Here is a 14,954-nt window from a genome sequence, read left to right as displayed (position 1 = left end):
CCCCCCCTGGAGGCACCTTGAATTCCATGATGAAAAGCGCGCTGGTGTGGATCGGGATCATCGCCCTGGTCCTCCTGGCGCTAAAGCAGATCCCCACCAACAACCGCGTCAACGAGATCCCCTTCTCGACGTTCTACACCGAAGGGGTGGAGGGCAAGTACAAGAGCGTAACCCTCACCGGGGTGGACATCGAGGGCACCTACAAGACCCCGGTGAAGTCGGCCAAGGGCGAGAGCATCGACAAGTTCAAGACCGTCGCCCCCCCCATGCAGGACCTGGGCAAGGCCATCCTGGGCTGGAAGCAGGAAGGCCAGCTGGAGGAGTTCAAGGCCGCCAAACCCAGTGAGAACAACTTCATGTACATGCTGGTCTTCTGGGGGCCGCTGCTGGTCTTCGTGGTGCTCTGGTTCGTCTTCATGCGCCAGGCCCAGATGGGCGGCAACAAGGCTCTGAGCTTCGGCAAGGCCCGGGCCCGGGGGCTCAACACCTCGGCCCGCCGCGTCACCTTCGCCGACGTGGCCGGCTGCGACGAGGCCAAGGAGGAGCTGCAGGAGATCGTCGAATTCCTGAAGGACCCCGCCAAGTTCGTGAAGCTGGGCGGCAAGATCCCCAAGGGCGTCCTGCTCATGGGCCCTCCGGGCACCGGCAAGACCCTCCTGGCCCGCGCCATCTCCGGCGAGGCCAAGGTGCAGTTCTTCTCCATCTCCGGTTCCGACTTCGTGGAGATGTTCGTGGGCGTGGGCGCCTCCAGGGTCCGCGACCTCTTCGAGCAGGGCAAGAAGAACGCCCCCTGCATCATCTTCATCGACGAGATCGACGCCGTGGGGCGCCACCGGGGCGCGGGCCTGGGCGGCGGCCATGACGAGCGCGAGCAGACCCTGAACCAGCTCCTGGTGGAGATGGACGGCTTCGAGGGCAACGAGGGGGTCATCCTCATCGCCGCCACCAACCGCCCCGACGTGCTCGACCCCGCCCTGCTCCGTCCCGGCCGCTTCGACCGGCGCGTGGTGGTGGACCGGCCCGACCTCAAGGGCCGCTTCGAGATCCTGAAGGTGCACACCGCCGACAAGATCCCCCTCAGCCCCGACGTGGACCTGGAAGTCATCGCCCGCGGCACCCCCGGCTTCGCCGGCGCCGACCTGGCCAACCTCTGCAACGAGGCCGCCCTCTACGCCGCCCGCACCAGCAAGAAGTGGGTGGAGATGATCGACTTCGAGCAGGCCAAGGACAAGGTCTTCATGGGCTCGGAACGCAAGTCCATGGCCATGAGCGACGAGGACAAGCGCGACACCGCCTACCACGAGGCCGGCCACGCCGTGGTCGCCGCCTCCATCCCCAACGCGGACCCCGTGCACAAGGTCACCATCATCCCCCGGGGCCGCGCCCTGGGCGTCACCTGGCAGTTGCCGGAGCGGGACCGCTACTCCTCCACCCGGGAGCGCATGGAGGGCGAGATCGCCATCCTCATGGGCGGCCGCGTGGCGGAGGAGGCCTTCTTCGACCGCCTCTCCACCGGCGCCGCCAACGACATCGAGCGCGCCACCCAGATCGCCCGCCGCATGGTGTGCGACTACGGCATGAGCGAGAAGCTCGGGCCCCTCAGCTTCGGCCAGGGCGAGCACGAGATCTTCCTGGGCCGGGACTTCAGCCAGCGCCGGGACTTCTCCGAGGACACGGCGCGCCTCATCGATTCCGAGGTGCACGCCATCGTCATGCGCAACTTCGAGCGGGCCAAGACCATCATCCGCGAGAAGCGGGAGATCCTGGTGGGCCTGGCCGAGGCGCTCCTGGTGCGCGAGACCCTGGACGCCGTGGACGTCACCCGGCTCATGAACGGCGAGGTGCTGCCCCCCAAGCCGCCCCCGTCGGCCGCCGAGGCCAAGTCCATGGACCTCCCCCCCGACGCGGGGCTGAAGCCCGCCCTCAGCCCGGCGTGACCGCCTGGCAAACGGCCATCGGCGCCCTGGACCTCCGGGAGCCCCTCGACCTCGGCATTCTCAACATCACGCCGGATTCCTTCAGCGACGGGGGCCGGTTCATGGATCCCGCCCGGGCCCTCCAGCAGGCCAGGAATCTCCTGGCCCAGGGGGCCCGGGCGCTGGATCTGGGGGCGGAAAGCACGCGCCCCGGGTCCCGCGGCGTCTCCCCCGAGGAGGAATGGGCCCGGCTGGAGCCGGTGCTGGCCCTGTTCGCCTCCGCCCTGCCCGGGATCCCCCTGAGCCTGGACACCCGCCACGCGGAGGTGGCGGCCCGGGGCCTGCGCCTGGGGGTGGCCATCATCAACGACGTGACCGGCTTCCAGGAGCCGGGGCTCCTCCACGTGGCCCGGAACAGCGACTGCGGCCTCATCGCCATGCGCAGCCGGCTCGCGGACGGCGCCCTGGCCATGCCCCCCTACGGCGGGGCCGGCGACGAATCCGCCGCCGGCGCCGTGTCCGAGCTGGCCAACGTCAAGGACCGCCTCCTGGGGGCCGGCGTGGAACCCGGGCGCATCCTCCTGGATCCCGGCTTCGGGTTCGGCACCACCTTCGGGGAGGACCTGGCCCTGTGGGAGGCCCTGCCGGCCCTGCCCGCGGCCCTGGACTGGCCCGTGGAGCGGTTCTGCATCGGCATCTCCCGGAAGCGGTTCCTGGCCTGGCGCGCGGGGAACCCCGGCCTGGCACCCCTGGCCCGGGACCCCCTGGGCGCCCGGGCCCACCTGGAGGCCGCCGCCCTGGGCTACCGGGTCTTCCGCACCCACGCCGTCACCCGGCCCGTGATCCGCCCCGCCCTCCCGGAGGACGCCCGGGCCCTGGCCCAGGTCCAGGTGGACGCCTGGAGGGCCACCTACCCCGGGATCCTGCCCGAATCCCTCCTGGCGGCCCTGTCCGTGGACACCAGCGCGGCGGCCTTCGCCCAGACCCTGGCGGAAGCCCGGCCCCGCTGGGCCATCCATGCCCTGGAGACCCGCGGCACCCTGGTGGGCTTCGCCGTGGCGGGGCCCTGCCGGGACGCGGACACGGCGGAGGCGGGGGAGATCCACGCCATCTACCTGGTGAAGGAGGCCTGGGGCCAGGGCCTGGGCCGCGCCCTCGCGGACCGGGCCCTGGAAGGCCTGCGCGAGGCGGGATTCCCGGAGGCCGTCCTCTGGGTCATGGAACGCAACACCCGGGCCCGGCACTTCTACGAACGCAACGGCTGGGAACCCACCGCCGCCAGGCGCACCGAATGGCAGGACGGCATCGCCCTCCGGCTGATGCGCTACCGACTGACCCTGGCACCGGCGGCCCCGGGGTTGTAGAATTCCTGGACAGGTTGAAATTCCAAAGGATGACCATGGCACTGAACTATTTCGGCACGGACGGGGTACGCGGCAAGGCCTTCGAGTCACCCCTCACCCTGGACGAGGCGGCCCGGTGGGGCGCCGCATGGGCCCAGGTGGCCCGGGCCCGGGGCATCCAGGAACTGGTGATCGGCTGGGACCCCCGCCTCAGCTCGGAGCCCCTGGCCGAAGCCTTCGTTTCCGGACTCGGGGGCCGGCTGCGCCTGTGCATCCTGGGCCTTGTGCCCACCCCCGCGGTGGCCTACGCCGCCCTGCTGCGCCCCGGCGCCTGGGGCCTCATGATCTCCGCCAGCCACAACCCGCCGGAGGACAACGGCATCAAGGGCTTCGACGGCCTGGGCGAAAAGCTCCCCGAGGAGGACGAGGCCGCCCTGGAGGCCGCCTTCGAGGCCACCGGCCCCCTGAAGGCGGGGCCCGCGGCCCTGGACCTGGAGACCGCCCTTCCCCACGCGTACATCCAGCAGCTGGGCCCCCTGGAGCTGCCCAGGGACTTTTCCATGGTGGTGGACTGCGCCCACGGCGCCACCGCCCCCTGGGCCCCCCAGGTCTTCCACGGCGGGACCATCCATTGGATGGGCGTGCCCGCCGACGGCGCGCGCATCAACGTCGGGGTCGGATCCACCCACCTGGATGGCCTGGCCGCCCAGGTGCGGGAGCGGGGCGCCGCCCTGGGCATCGCCTTCGACGGCGACGGCGACCGCTGCCTGATGGTCGATTCCCGGGGCGAGCTCGTGGACGGGGATCAGCTCCTGTGGCTCCTGGCCCAGGACCTGCGCGCCCGGGGCGAGACCATCCCCGGCGTCGTGGGCACCCTCATGAGCAACGCCGGCCTGGAGGAGGCCCTGGCCGGGCTCCGGATCCCCTTCGTGCGCACCCAGGTGGGCGACAAGTTCATGCTCCGGGAGCTGGGCAAGCTGGAGTGGGATCTGGCCGCCGAGGCCTCCGGCCACGTCATCCAGAAGCACGTCGGCCCCAGCGGCGACGGGCTGGCCACGGCCCTGGCCTCCCTCCGGGCCCTGCTGCGCCGTCCCGCCGCGGAGCGGTGGTCCTGGCGCTTCCGGGCCTGGCCCCTGCGCCTGGTCAACCTCGTCGCCCGGGACCGCCGCCCCGTGGAGGACTGCCCCCGGCTCACCTCGGCCATGGCCACGCTCCAGGCCGACCACGGCGACGACGTGCGCATCGTGGTGCGGTGGTCGGGCACGGAGCCCAAGCTCCGCCTCATGGTGGAGGCCCGGTCCGAGGGCCTCATGGAGGATGCCCTCCGCACCCTGGAATTAGCGGCCCGGGCGGACCTCGCCCTGGCCTGATTCTGCTAGGCTGGAACTTCGACCTAGCTGTGACAAATTCCCGCCTGGAGTCCGAATTGCCCGTACGCCTTGGTGTCAACATCGATCATGTGGCGACCATCCGCCAGGCCCGGGGCGGCCACGAGCCCGAACCCACCGCCGCGGCCCTCCTGGCCCAGGGCGCGGGCGCGCACGGCATCACCGTCCACCTCCGGGCCGACCGCAGGCACATCCAGGAGCGCGACATCAAGGTCCTGAAGGACGTGCTCGCGGTGCCCCTCAACGTCGAGTGCGCCGCCACGTCCGAAGCCATGGAGGCGGTGGTCCCCATCAAGCCGGCGTGGGTGACGCTCGTGCCCGAGACCCGGGAGGAGCTCACCACCCAGGGGGGCCTGGACGTGCTCTTCCTCCACGCGCACCTGAGGCAGATCATCCGGGAGCTCCATGCCTCGGAGATCCGCGTGAGCCTGTTCATCGATCCCCAGCAGGAGCAGGTGAAGATGGCCGCCAAGCTGGAGGCGGAGGCGGTGGAGTTCAACACCGGCGTCTATGCCGACCTCACCCCCGGCGCCGACCCCCTGCCGGAGCTGAACCGCCTGCGCGAGGCCTCCCGGCTGGCCTCCAAGCTCGGCCTGAAGGTCCTGGCGGGGCACGGGCTCAGCCTCTTCAACGTCGGCCCCGTGGCCGCGATCCCGGAAGTCGAGGAGCTCAACATCGGGCACTCCATCATCGGCAGGGCGCTCCTGGTGGGCCTGGACCTGGCGGTGCGGGAGATGATCACCACCATCAACGAAGGCGGCCAATGACCAGGGACGGGGACATCTCCAGGCTGCGGGAGGACGGCTGATGTCGACCCTGCGCGGCAACCTGCAGAGCATCTCCCTCATGGACGTGGTCCAGCTCCTGAACGTCAACCGCAAGACCGGCAAGCTCGTGGTAAGCCAGGCCCGGCTCTCGGGCGTGCTGTACGTCCTCAACGGCGACGTCGTCCACGCGGAGATCGGCGGCACCCTGGGGGAGTCCGGCGCCTTCGAGATCCTGGAATGGGACAAGGGCGAATTCGAATTCATCTCCACCAAGTTCAAGGCGCCTACCACCATCCGGCGCTCCGTGCCCGACCTGCTCATGGAGGCCGCGCGCACCGCGGATTCCCGCAAGCACCTCCGCGGCATCTTCCCCAGCCTGGCGGTGGTGCCCTGGCCCCGCCTCGCGGAACCGGCCCTCACCCAGGGGCTCCGCATCTTCCAGGAGGACCGGCGCTGCCTGCCCTTCCTGGACGGCTACCGCACCTTCCTGGAGGTCATCGCCGCCGCCGGCCTGAGCGAAGTGAGCGTCCTGCAGGCCTGCGCCCAGCTCAAGGAGGCCCACCGCCTCACCCTCCTCGAACCCGACGCCTCCCTGAAGGCCACGGCCCTCAAGGGGACCTTGTTTCGCAAGGCCGAGCACATCGAGCTGTCCAAGGCCCACGAGGCCCGCTGGCAGGGCATGGGGCCCTACGGCACCGTGGCCAACGTGCGCCTGGTGTGGCCCGACGGCCTTTCGGTGGAGCCCGTGCGGTTCATCAAGGGCATGGACGACCACACCGTTGGTATTCCGAAGGAACTTATGCAATCGTGGGGGCTACCCGAAGGCATAGCCATCACCGTCCGTCCCGCCCCTTGACCCGGACCTTTCACAGGGATATCCCATGGAAAACCAGGAACCCCTCACGCCCACCGATCCCGCCGTCCCGAACGGAACCGAGGAGATCCAGCCGGAAGGCCTCCTGAAGGAATTCCGCGAGCGGGGCGAGGCCCTGGACCACCGCCTGGACGCGCTCCTGGATCTGGTGCAGGCCATCCGCACCGAGATCCACCAGGAAAGCCAGACCGAGCTCCAGCGCCTGGCCCGGGCCGCCGAGGACATGGCCAACGGCAAGATCTTCCAGCAGATCGATATCCAGGCCAAGGGCGAGCTGGGGGCCCTGGTGGCCAGCATCAACTCCACCCTCATGAACCTGCAGCAGCTGGACAGCTCGGTGAAGCAGCAGAGCACCCAGGTGCCGGAGCTCGCCGCCCAGCTGGACGCCATCACCGCCGACACCGAGAAGGCCACCCAGAACGTCATGAACCGCCTGGACGTGCTCATGGCCGCCAGCGACCAGGCCCAGTCCTCCGTGAAGGCCGCCGTGAAATCCCTGGTGGCCACCCAGGAGGCCCAGGCGAAATTCCACGCCCAGATGGACACCTACCTGGAGAAGGCCAGCCAGGGCGCGGATCCCGCCCAGTTGTCCCAGGAGATCCTGGAATTCCTCTTCGAGCACCAGATGAACCCCCCGCCCCCGCCCGCGGACATGGAGGCCTGCCTGGCCCCCCTCAACACCGTGGCCGACGAGGCCTTCGAGATCCTGAACACCCTCCAGTTCCAGGACATCACCCGCCAGAAGGTGGAGAAGGTGGTGCTGCTCCTCAAGCAGTTCAAGGACGGCCTCAACCGCCTCCTGGCCATCTTCAACATCGAGGGCGCCCTGGTGGGGATCCCCCCTCAGGAGGAGGCCATCTTCGACAACCGCGCCACCGCCACCCAGGACCACATCTTCGAGACCAGCCTGGAAGCCGACGACAAGAAGGAATCGGTGGACGACATCATCGCCCAGTTCAAGAAGGCCAAGGGGTGAAGATCGCCTGGGCCCTGGCGCTGCTGGGCACGCTCCTGGCCGCGAAGGCCCCGGGGCTGCGGTCCCTGGAGGCCCGGAGCGGCGGGCGCCTGGGCGTGTGCGTCCTGGACGCCGGGGGCCGGAAGCTCCTGGAGTACCGCGCCCGGGAGCGCTTCCCCCTTTGCAGCACCTTCAAGGTCCTCCTGGCCGGGGCCGTGCTGTTCCGGGTGGACGCGGGCCGGGCGGCCCTGGACCGCAGGGTGCCCTACGGGGAGAAGGACCTCCTGGCTTACGCCCCCGTCACCCGGGCCCGGGCCGCCGAGGGCGCCCTGACCCTGGAGGAGCTGTGCGCCGCCAGCGTGCAGGTGAGCGACAACACCGCCGCCAACCTGCTCCTGGACACCCTCGGGGGCCCCGGGGCCGTCACCGTGTTCGCCCGGAGCCTGGGCGACCCCGTCACCCGCTTGGACCGCAAGGAGCCCGAACTCAACGACGTGCCCCCCGGGGATCCCCGCGACACCACCACCCCCGAAGCCATGGCCCGGACCCTCCGGGAACTGCTGGCGGGCAAGACCCTCTCTCCGGCCTCCCAGCGCCGTCTGGCGGGTTGGATGGCGACCTGCACCACCGGCACCCATCGCCTGCGCGCCGGTTTTCCCGCCTCCTGGCAGATCCAGGACAAGACCGGGTCCGGGTTCGAGAAATCCGGGATCGCCAACGATATCGCCGTGGCCATCCCCCAGGGCGGCTCCCCCCTCTACATCGCGGCCTACCTGACCGGGGCCAAGGGGGACGCCCAGGCCAGGGACGCCATCCTGGAAGAAGTGGGGCGCATCGTTTCTAAATTACCGAGGTAATGAACTCCGTCCCCGGAGTGGATCCCCTCTTTCATCCCCTTCATCCCATTCATCCAATTTGATCCCTGTTCCCGCAGGGCAAGCGATGAGATGGGGCGGCGCGTCCTGGATCCGCATGCGCCGACCCATCCCGGCTCTGGCCCTGCGGGAACAGGGATAAAATCAGATGAACAGGATGAAGGGGATGGGCGATCGCATTCAGTCCGTTCCCGGCCGAGGAGCCCCACGGTTGCCATCCTCTGGCATCGATAACGCTAGGTGGAGTGGGTCGAAACCTCGGCCAAGGAACCCGCCAGGTACCCCGTGCTGAACGCGGCCTGCAGGTTGTAGCCGCCCACCGGCCCGTCCACGTCCAGCAGTTCCCCGCACACCCGCAGGTTCTCCCAGCCCTTGACGGCCAGGGTCCGGGGATCCACGGCGGAAAGGAGCACGCCGCCCGCGCTGACCTCCCCCTTCTCCAGATCCACCCGGCCGGGCTCACCCAGGGGAAAAGCGGCAAGGAGGGCGGCCAGATCCTTCCGGCCGGCCCGGGGCAGGTCCTTCATGCGCTGGTCGGGGGCGAGGCCCAGCATCCCCAGGGCCGGCGCGCACATGCGTTCGGGGAGCCACCGGGCCAGCCAGGTGCGCACGGCCAGGTGGGGGTTCTCCCGCTGCAGGGCCACCAGGTCCCCGTCCAGATCCCCGGCGGCCAGCTCGTAGCCCAGCCACGCGGCCCCGTCCCGGCGGGCGGCCTCCACGGGGCGGCTCAATTCCAGGGCGGCCGGACCCGAAATCCCGGCCCGGGTGAAGAGGACATCCCCCGGGTACCGGGCCAGGACCTTGGCGCCGGGGCCGGCCTTGAGGAGGAGGGCGCCTTCCCGCAGGGGGATGCCCTCCCATTCCGGCCGGGGGGCCTTCAGGGGAATGGGGGCCAGGGCCGGGAACCAGGGGGCCACGGGCACGCCCAGGGCCCCCAGGGCGGCCAGGAGCTCGCCCCGGGTGCCCGTCCTGGGATAGCTGGCCCCGCCGGTGGCCAGGATGAACCGGTCCGCCCGCAGCCAGGTGCCGTCCTCCAGCACCAGGGCCTCCAGCCGGGGCGCCCGGCCCTCCAGGGCCCGCACCCGCGCCCCCAGGCGAACCTGGACCCCCGCCCGGCGCACCAGGGCTTCGAAGGCGGCCGTCACCTTGGCGGCCGAGCCCGGGCCGTCCACCGGGAAGACCCGGCCGTTGTCCCGGGCCTGGGCGTGGACGCCCTCCCGGGCCAGCAGGTCCAGCACGTCCCGGTTGGTGAAGGCGAAGAGGGCCGGGCGCAGGAAACGGGCCTGGGCCCGGGGGAAGGCCGCCAGCACCGAGGCCATGGGCCCGTCGTGGGTGATGTTGCACTTCCCGCCGCCGCTGATGCGGATCTTCATGCCGAGGCGGTCGTTGGCTTCCAGGAGGGTGGTGTCGAAGCCCGCGCTCGCCGCGCGCCAGGCCGCGATCATGCCCGCGGCCCCGCCCCCGGCCACCAGGACCTTCAAAGGATCACGCCCAAAGAGCTGTTCACGGGTTCCATGACCCCATGATAATGGTTTTCCCAGGCCAAGGAGCTCCGATGCAGACAATCAACCCCCTCGTGGGAATCCTCATGGGATCCAGGTCCGACTGGGAGACCATGAAGGAGACCGCCCGCACCCTGGCGGCCCTGGGCGTGGCCTTCGAGGCCCACGTGGCCTCCGCCCACCGGACCCCCGACAAGGTCATCGACTACGTCCTGAACGCCGAGGGGCGCGGGATCCGGGTGCTGGTGGCCGCGGCCGGGGGCGCCGCGCACCTCGCCGGGGTCTGCGCGGGCAAGACCCACCTGCCGGTGCTGGGGGTGCCCATGAAGGGGTGGTCCCTGGACGGCATGGATTCCCTGCTCTCCACGGTGCAGATGCCCGCGGGGATCCCCGTGGGCACCCTGGCCATCGGCAAGGCCGGGGCCACCAACGCCGCCCTCCTGGCGGCGGCCATCCTGGCCCTGGGGGATCCCGCGCTGCGGGAGCGCCTCCTGGCCTACCGCAAGGCCCAGACCGAGAAGGCCCTGGCCGACGACGATCTGTCCCTCTGATGCTAGTCTGAGGGAATGACTGGAATCGGATTCACCAACCCAAGACCCGCGCAGTTCCGCCGTCTGGGCCACGTGCTCTACGCCGCGGGCCTGCGCATGCAGAAGGCCATGGCCGAGTACGTGAAGGACGGCACCCGGCCCGACCAGATCCTCGTCCTCGAGCACAACCCGGTCTTCACCCTGGGCCGCAACGCCACCCGCCAGGACATCCACGTGGCCGACGCCTTCCTGGACCAGCGCGGCGTGGAGGTCTTCGAGACGGACCGGGGCGGCCAGGTCACGTACCACGGCCCCGGCCAGGTGGTGGTCTACCCCATCTGCAACCTCAAGGGGGGCCGGGAGGACGTGGGCCGGCTCGTGCGCGGCCTGGAGGAGGCCATGATCCGCTGCGCCGCCGACTTCGGCGTCAAGGCCGACCGGCTCCAGGGGTTCCCCGGCGTGTGGGTGGACACCCCCCGGGGCCCGGAGAAGCTGGGGGCCCTGGGCATCCACCTCAACCGCTGGATCACCACCCACGGCATCGCCTTCAACGTCGCCCCGGACCTGGCCCACTTCAGGTGGATCACGCCCTGCGGCATCACCGACAAGGGCGTGTGCTCCCTGGCCTCGCTCCTGGGCGACGCCGCCCCCACCTGGGATCAGGCCGCCGACAGCCTCCAGGCGCACATGGCCGCCACCCTCGGCCTGGACGTGCTGCCCGTGCCCGAATCCAGCCGCAGCGTCTCCGCCCTCACCTGGCGCCGGGCCCCCGGCGGGGTGGAGATCCTCGTCATGCTGCGCAACCCCGACCAGGGCCTCTGGTGGTCCAGCGTCACCGGCATGGTGGAGCCCGGCGAGACCCCCGAGGCCACGGCCCACCGGGAATTGAAGGAGGAGACGGGCCTGACGGGCACCCTCACCGACATGGCCTTCTCCCACAGCTTCTGGATGGATCCGGCGATCCTGGGACTGCCTTCCGGCCCGCCCCGGTTCAACCGGGAGACCTGCTTCCACATGGAGGTGGCCCCCGGGGCCCAGGTGGACCTGGCCCGGGACGAGCACAGCGAATACCGCTGGTGCGGGTTCCAGGAGGCCCATGACCTCATGATGTGGGAGGGCTCCAAGGCCGCCCTCCGCCGCCTCCGCAGGGAGCTCGAGGCCTAAACCTTTCCCCGCCGGCCCCCTCCATACCTTCGGGGGCCCCGGCGAATTTCAACACCCGGTGAAATACCCCTTGCTCCGCGGCCTCCCCGCATTCATGCTCTGATAGTGCAGAGGCTAAACCCGCCTTTCCCTCGTTCGTATGCCGACTGATCGCGTTTCATCCATTTGACACCTAAGGAGTGGTGATGGTTCGTGCCTCCATGGTCCCCGTCCTCGCAATGTGCTGCAGCCTCGGGGCCCAGACCCCGGCCCCCGAAGGCAAGCACCTCAGCCTCCAGGAGGCCATCCAGATCTCCCTGCGCAACAACCTGCAGGTGGACATCGCCCGCCAGGCCCGCGAGGAGACCCAGTCGGGATACCTCTTCAGCCAGGGCGCCTTCGACTGGAACCTCTCGGCCCAGGCCCAGTCGTCGCGCATCGACACCGCTTCCAATTCGCCCCTGTTCAAGGGCTCCTCCACCGTGGTGGCGTCCCAGTACACCTCGTACGGACGCAGCCTGACCGTGGACATGAACAAGGCCTTCGTGTGGGGCGGCAGCGTCAAGTTCGAGTACGCCCCCGTCTACAGCTACTACCGCGGCCTCACCCTGGGAACGCCCGACGTCCCCTCCAACAATTCCTATCCCTACACCGGCTCCCTCTCGGCCACCTACAGCCAGAACCTCCTTTCCGGCTTCGGCCGCGAGGTCACCACCGCGCCCATGGTCGTGGCCCAGAAGAACGCCCAGGCCGCGGACTTCACCTTCCAGCTGGCCATCATCAACCTGGTCGCCAGCACCGAGGGCCAGTACTGGGACCTGGTCTTCGCCGAGCGCAACCTGGCCAACAAGAAGGTCTCCCTCGAGCTGGCCCAGAAGCAGCTCAAGGAGAACACCATCCGCATGCAGGTGGGCACCATGGCGCCCATCGACGTCACCAGCGCCGAGGCCCAGGTGGCCCAGGCCGAGCAGGACATCATCAAGGCCGAGGCCGCCCTGGCCAACGCCAGGGACGCCCTCGTCCGCAGCCTCTACCCCAACGCCGAGCGCCCCGCGGCCCTGGACACCACCGATTCCCCCACCCTCGCCCACATCCAGCTGGACGAGGCCGCCGCCACGAAGATGGCCATCGATCGCCGCGTGGAGCTCAAGTCCGCCCGCATCGGCAAGGACATCGCCCAGCTCAACGCCAAGGTCGCCCAGAACCGGACCCTGCCCACCCTCTCCGCCTTCGGCACCTACACCGGCAACTCCAACAACTACGATTCGCTCAGCCCCGTGAACAAGGACCTTACCGGCGCCAAGTACCCCGGCTACACCGTGGGCCTGCAGTTCGCCATGCCCATCCAGAACCGCGCCGCCAAGGGCACCCTCTCCGCCGCCAGGGCCGCCCTGCGCAGCAAGGAGCTGGGCCTGCGGGACCAGGAGCTGAGCATCGTCCTGGAGGTCCGCACCGCCCTGCGCAACGTGGAAGCCTCCGAGAAGGGCGTCAAGGCCGCGGAGAAGACCCGCTACTTCCAGCAGAAGAACCTCGAGGCCGAGCAGAAGAAGTTCGAGAACGGCATGAGCACGAACTTCGTGGTCCTGCAGGTCATGACCAACCTCGACAACGCCAAGAGCGCCGAGCTGCAGGCCCAGATCGCCTACGCCAAGTCCGTCACGGCCCTGGAGCAGGCCGTGGGCAACCTCATGGAAGCCCGCAACCTCACCATCAAGTAGGCCGCCCATGCGCCCCCGGGAACTCGTGATGGCCTGGGCAAAGGCCTTCAACCGCGCCGACCCCGACGGCCTCGCGGCCTTCTACGCCGAGGACGCCGTGAACCACCAGGTCGCGGAAGCCCCCGTGGAAGGCCGCGAGGCCATCCGGCGCATGTTCGCCGAAGGGTTCAGGGCCGCCGAGATGGTCTGCATCGTGGAGAACATCTTCGAGGACGGCGAATGGGCCATCCTCGAATGGCGGGATCCGCTGGGCCTGAGGGGCTGCGGGTTCTTCCGGGTGGTGGACGGGAAGATCGTGTTCCAGCGCGGGTACTGGGACAAGCTGTCGTTCCTCCGCATGCACGGGATGCCCATTCCCAGGAACTGAGCCCGTCAGAGATCCCCGGGCTCGTCCACGTCCCAGGCGCCTTCGGGAAACGGCACCTCCGCGACCCCGGGCCCCTGGAGCAGCCCCCGGGCGCCGCGGTCCCCGGCCAGGGCCAGGAGCTCCGGGAAGGCCCGGGCCGGAAGGATGGCCGGGATGCCCCGCACCCCGCCGTAGGCGCAGGCCACGGGTTCTCCCTTCCACCGGGCCAGGAGCCGCGCAACCAGCGCCGCGTCCACCGCGGGCTGGTCGCACACCAGGAAAAGCGCGCCTTCCACGCCGGGATCCAGAGCCCGCACCCCGGCCCGGATGGAGCTGGCCATGCCCTCCTCCCAGCCGGGGTTGGGCACCACCCGCACATCCAGCCCGCGCAGCTCCGCCTCCATGTCCGCCGCGCGGCACCCGGTCACCACCAGAACCGGCGAGCAGGCCCCCACGGCGGCCACCGCCCTCCGGAGGAGGGACACCCCGCCGTAGCGCTCCAGCTGCTTGGGCCGGCCCAGCCTCCGGGAGGCGCCTGCGGCGAGGATGACGGCGGGTAGCATGGGCGGTCCCGTGGAAAGTTGTAACCAACAGGATAGGGCCATGGCGGTATCATCCATTCACCGAACTTTTGTGGAGTTTTTGATGCTGCTTCTGCCCCTCACCTTCGTCGTAGCCTCCGCCGTGGCCCAGACCGGGCCGGCCCTCACGCCCGCGGCCCAGAGCCTCGTGGCGGCCGAGTATGCCTTCTCGGACCAGTCCGCCAAGGACGGGATCCGGGCCGCCTTCATGGGCGCCTTCCACAAGGACGGGCTGGTCTTCATCCCCCGGGCCGTCAACGGCCTCGCCTACTACGGCACCCAGCTGGAGATGGGGGCCTCCCTCCAGTGGTTCCCCATCCGCGTCGACACCTCCTCCGCCGGGGACCTGGGGTACTCCACCGGTCCCTACACCTTCCGGAGCGCCAAGGACGCCCCGGACGCGGCCTACGGCTGGTTCGTGAGCGTCTGGCAGCGGGAGGCCGGATCGCCCTGGAAGGTCCGCCTGGACATTGGCGTCTCCACCCCCGACCCCAGCGAACTGCCGGCCCCCAAGGCCCTGCCCCGCAGCACCGCCGCCCTGCCCCCCGCTCCCGCCGTCAGCCCCTCCGCCTCCACCGAACTCACGGCCCTGGACGCCGCCTTCGGCGAGGACGCCGCCAAGAACATCCAGAACGCCTACAAGGCCCGGGTGGACACCAACGTCCGGCTGTACCGCAAGGGCCGCTTCCCCCTCGAGGGCGCCGGCAGCCTCCAGCGCTACCTGGATCCCTTCCCGGTGACCTTCCAGCCCGCCGAGGCCATCGTCTCCGGCAGCGGCGACCTGGGCTTCTCCCGCGGCACCCTCACCCGCAAGGACCCCTCCGGCCCCCAGACCTCCAACTACGTCCATGTCTGGAAGAAGACCGGCGGTTCCTGGAAGCTGGCCGTGGAAGTGGAAGTGCCCGCCAAGTAAGCGGAAAATCAACCGATCGGTCCGCCTGAGCGCCCGCAGCTGCGGGCGCTCGCCGTATCCGGGCGCCGCAGGGGCGGTCCCCCCGATTGGCACGCCCGTCGCA

At 70.2% G+C, this 14,954-nt stretch carries 14 protein-coding genes; 12 read left to right on the top strand and 2 right to left on the bottom strand.

Annotated features, from left to right (window positions below):
• Positions 1-17 precede the first annotated feature (17 nt).
• Genes ftsH through bla form a run of 7 tightly spaced genes read left to right on the top strand, consistent with a single transcriptional unit; the run spans position 18 to position 8,100 of the window.
• Complete coding sequence (gene ftsH / locus R2J76_RS08480) at positions 18-1,937, top strand: ATP-dependent zinc metalloprotease FtsH (RefSeq protein ID WP_394366797.1); 1,920 nt, start codon at positions 18-20, stop codon at positions 1,935-1,937.
• Positions 1,934-3,280, top strand: a complete 1,347-nt coding sequence (gene folP / locus R2J76_RS08475) for a dihydropteroate synthase (protein WP_316415405.1) — start codon at positions 1,934-1,936, stop codon at positions 3,278-3,280. Before ftsH ends, folP begins: the two co-directional genes overlap by 4 nt.
• A 35-nt stretch (positions 3,281-3,315) precedes the next feature.
• Positions 3,316-4,629 (top strand): phosphohexomutase domain-containing protein, encoded by a 1,314-nt coding sequence (glmM, locus tag R2J76_RS08470; RefSeq protein ID WP_316415404.1) that lies wholly within the window; start codon positions 3,316-3,318, stop codon positions 4,627-4,629.
• 56 nt (positions 4,630-4,685) lie between these two features.
• Entirely contained in the window at positions 4,686-5,414 is a 729-nt protein-coding gene (locus R2J76_RS08465) for a pyridoxine 5'-phosphate synthase (protein ID WP_316415403.1), read from the top strand.
• A gap of 40 nt (positions 5,415-5,454) precedes the next feature.
• Positions 5,455-6,270 carry a DUF4388 domain-containing protein gene (locus R2J76_RS08460; RefSeq protein WP_316415402.1) on the top strand — a complete coding sequence of 272 codons (816 nt, stop codon included), beginning with the start codon at positions 5,455-5,457 and terminating at the stop codon, positions 6,268-6,270.
• Between the two features lie 25 nt (positions 6,271-6,295).
• Complete coding sequence (locus R2J76_RS08455; RefSeq protein WP_316415400.1) at positions 6,296-7,264, top strand: methyl-accepting chemotaxis protein; 969 nt, start codon at positions 6,296-6,298, stop codon at positions 7,262-7,264.
• Entirely contained in the window at positions 7,261-8,100 is an 840-nt protein-coding gene (gene bla, locus R2J76_RS08450; protein ID WP_316415399.1) for a class A beta-lactamase, read from the top strand. Before R2J76_RS08455 ends, bla begins: the two co-directional genes overlap by 4 nt.
• Before the next feature lie 254 nt (positions 8,101-8,354).
• Here bla and R2J76_RS08445 read toward each other — a convergent pair whose 3' ends face one another.
• Positions 8,355-9,599, bottom strand: coding sequence for an aminoacetone oxidase family FAD-binding enzyme (locus tag R2J76_RS08445; RefSeq protein ID WP_316415398.1), 1,245 nt, complete (start codon positions 9,597-9,599; stop codon positions 8,355-8,357).
• A gap of 74 nt (positions 9,600-9,673) precedes the next feature.
• Between R2J76_RS08445 and purE the strand changes: the two genes are divergently transcribed.
• The 4 genes from purE (at position 9,674) to R2J76_RS08425 (ending at position 13,378) form a co-directional block, all read left to right on the top strand.
• Complete coding sequence (gene purE, locus R2J76_RS08440; RefSeq protein WP_316415397.1) at positions 9,674-10,171, top strand: 5-(carboxyamino)imidazole ribonucleotide mutase; 498 nt, start codon at positions 9,674-9,676, stop codon at positions 10,169-10,171.
• Positions 10,172-10,186: 15 nt separating this feature from the next.
• Positions 10,187-11,314, top strand: coding sequence for a lipoyl(octanoyl) transferase LipB (gene lipB / locus R2J76_RS08435; protein WP_316415396.1), 1,128 nt, complete (start codon positions 10,187-10,189; stop codon positions 11,312-11,314).
• A 185-nt stretch (positions 11,315-11,499) separates the two neighbouring features.
• Positions 11,500-13,011: a TolC family protein gene (locus R2J76_RS08430; RefSeq protein ID WP_316415395.1), complete on the top strand. Its 1,512-nt coding sequence runs from the start codon at positions 11,500-11,502 to the stop codon at positions 13,009-13,011.
• A 7-nt stretch (positions 13,012-13,018) separates the two neighbouring features.
• A complete protein-coding gene (locus R2J76_RS08425; protein WP_394366794.1) occupies positions 13,019-13,378 on the top strand; it encodes a nuclear transport factor 2 family protein in 360 nt (119 codons plus the stop codon).
• A gap of 5 nt (positions 13,379-13,383) precedes the next feature.
• Here the strand turns inward: R2J76_RS08425 and R2J76_RS08420 are convergent, their stop codons facing one another.
• A complete protein-coding gene (locus R2J76_RS08420; protein ID WP_316415393.1) occupies positions 13,384-13,920 on the bottom strand; it encodes a nucleotidyltransferase family protein in 537 nt (178 codons plus the stop codon).
• Between the two features lie 82 nt (positions 13,921-14,002).
• On the opposite strand from R2J76_RS08420, the gene R2J76_RS08415 reads away from it, so the two are divergent.
• Positions 14,003-14,851, top strand: coding sequence for a Cif family virulence factor (locus R2J76_RS08415; protein ID WP_316415392.1), 849 nt, complete (start codon positions 14,003-14,005; stop codon positions 14,849-14,851).
• Positions 14,852-14,954: the final 103 nt, after the last annotated feature.

It is taken from the genome of Mesoterricola silvestris, from assembly GCF_030295405.1.
GTDB lineage: Bacteria > Acidobacteriota > Holophagae > Holophagales > Holophagaceae > Mesoterricola > Mesoterricola silvestris.
Note: the sequence above shows the minus strand (reverse complement) of the source record. Positions and strands in the feature narration are given on the sequence as shown.

Coding starts and splice junctions, on each gene's coding strand:
- lipB (WP_316415396.1), top strand. CDS start 10,187: ATGACTGGAATCGGATTCACCAACCCAAGACCCGCGCAGTTCCGCCGT.
- R2J76_RS08430 (WP_316415395.1), top strand. CDS start 11,500: ATGGTTCGTGCCTCCATGGTCCCCGTCCTCGCAATGTGCTGCAGCCTC.
- R2J76_RS08420 (WP_316415393.1), bottom strand. CDS start 13,920: ATGCTACCCGCCGTCATCCTCGCCGCAGGCGCCTCCCGGAGGCTGGGC.
- R2J76_RS08460 (WP_316415402.1), top strand. CDS start 5,455: ATGTCGACCCTGCGCGGCAACCTGCAGAGCATCTCCCTCATGGACGTG.
- purE (WP_316415397.1), top strand. CDS start 9,674: ATGCAGACAATCAACCCCCTCGTGGGAATCCTCATGGGATCCAGGTCC.
- R2J76_RS08455 (WP_316415400.1), top strand. CDS start 6,296: ATGGAAAACCAGGAACCCCTCACGCCCACCGATCCCGCCGTCCCGAAC.
- glmM (WP_316415404.1), top strand. CDS start 3,316: ATGGCACTGAACTATTTCGGCACGGACGGGGTACGCGGCAAGGCCTTC.
- R2J76_RS08425 (WP_394366794.1), top strand. CDS start 13,019: ATGCGCCCCCGGGAACTCGTGATGGCCTGGGCAAAGGCCTTCAACCGC.
- R2J76_RS08415 (WP_316415392.1), top strand. CDS start 14,003: ATGCTGCTTCTGCCCCTCACCTTCGTCGTAGCCTCCGCCGTGGCCCAG.